The 1,709-nt window shown below is 67.4% G+C and carries 1 protein-coding gene; it reads left to right on the top strand.

Annotated elements, in window-relative coordinates:
- Positions 1-1,704 (top strand): amidohydrolase (locus B7G54_RS37770; RefSeq protein ID WP_085043690.1); only part of this gene is annotated, 1,704 nt, incomplete at its 5' end.
- Positions 1,705-1,709 lie beyond the last annotated feature (5 nt).

The raw sequence follows: 1,709 nt of genomic DNA, 5'->3' as shown, positions 1-1,709 counted from the left end.
ACCGTGCTGCCGGGCCTGACCGACAACCACTGCCACGTGATTCGCGGCGGCCTGAACTACAACATGGAGCTGCGCTGGGATGGCGTGCGCTCGCTCGCGGTCGCGATGGAGATGCTCAAGCAGCAGGTCGCGATCACGCCGGCGCCGCAATGGGTGCGCGTGGTCGGCGGCTTCACCGAGCACCAGTTCGCGGAGAAGCGCCTGCCGACGATCGACGAGCTTAACGCAGCCGCGCCCGATACGCCCGTGTTCATCCTGCACCTGTACGACCGTGCGCTGCTGAACGCGGCGGCGCTGCGCGTCGTCGGCTACACGAAGGATACGCCGGAGCCGCCSGGCGGCACGATCCTGCGCGATGCCGCGGGCAACCCGACCGGGCTGCTGCTCGCGAACCCGAACGCGACGATTCTTTACGCGACGCTCGCGAAAGGCCCGAAGCTGCCGTTCGAGTACCAGTACAACTCGACGCGCCACTTCATGCGCGAGCTGAACCGGCTCGGCGTAACGGGCGTGATCGATGCGGGCGGCGGCTCGCAGAATTACCCCGACGATTACGAGGTGATCCGCAAGCTGCACGACGCRGGCGAGATGACGATCCGCATCGCATACAACCTGTTCACGCAGAAGCCGAACGCGGAGAAGGAAGACTTCGTGAACTGGACGAAGAGCGTCAAGTAYCACGAYGGCACCGACTACTTCCGCAACAACGGCGCGGGCGAGATGCTGGTGTTCTCGGCGGCCGATTTCGAGGATTTCCGCGTCGCGCGCCCGGACCTGCCGGCGCAGATGGAGGACGATCTCGAGGGCGTCGTGCGCGTGCTTGCGCAGAACCGCTGGCCGTGGCGCATGCATGCGACCTACGATGAAACGATCAGCCGCGCGCTCGACGTGTTCGAGAAGGTCAACGMGGATATCCCGCTCGAAGGGCTGAACTGGTTCTTCGATCACGCGGAAACGATCTCCGAGAAATCGATGGACCGGATCGCGGCGCTCGGCGGCGGCATCGCGGTGCAGCACCGGATGGCGTACCAGGGCGAATACTTCGTCGAGCGCTACGGCGCGCAGGCGGCGGAAGCGACGCCGCCGGTCGCGAAGATGCTGTCGAAAGGCCTCAAGGTTTCCGCCGGCACCGACGCGACGCGCGTGGCGTCGTACAACCCGTGGGTGTCGCTCGCGTGGCTCGTGACGGGCAAGACGGTCGGCGGGATGCGCTTGTATCCGCAGCGCAACCTGCTCGATCGCGAGACTGCGCTGCGCATGTGGACCGAGTACGTGACGTGGTTCTCGAACGAGGAGGGGAAGAAGGGGCGCATCGCGGTCGGCCAGCTCGCCGACCTGATGGTTCCGGATCGCGATTTCTTCACGTGCGCGGAGGACGATATCGTCGAYACGACGGCGCTGCTGACGGTAGTGGGCGGCCGGATCGTGTGGGGCGCGGGGCCGTTTGCATCGCACGATGCGCCGATTCCGCCCGCGATGCCCGACTGGTCGCCGGTGCGCGCCTACGGCGGCTATGGCGGCTGGGGTGCGACGCAGCGCGACGGCGCGCCGCTGCAGCGCGCGGCGGCCGCCGCGATGTGCGGCTGCGCGAGTGCGTGCGGCATGCACGGTCATGCGCATGCAAGCGCATGGGGCCGCACGTTGCCGACCTCGGACGCGAAGGGCTTCTGGGGCGCGTTCGGCTGTTCGTGCTGGGCGGTCTGACATGG

Origin of the sequence: Burkholderia puraquae (genome assembly GCF_002099195.1) — a bacterium.
Classification (GTDB): domain Bacteria; phylum Pseudomonadota; class Gammaproteobacteria; order Burkholderiales; family Burkholderiaceae; genus Burkholderia; species Burkholderia puraquae.
Note: the sequence above shows the minus strand (reverse complement) of the source record. Positions and strands in the feature narration are given on the sequence as shown.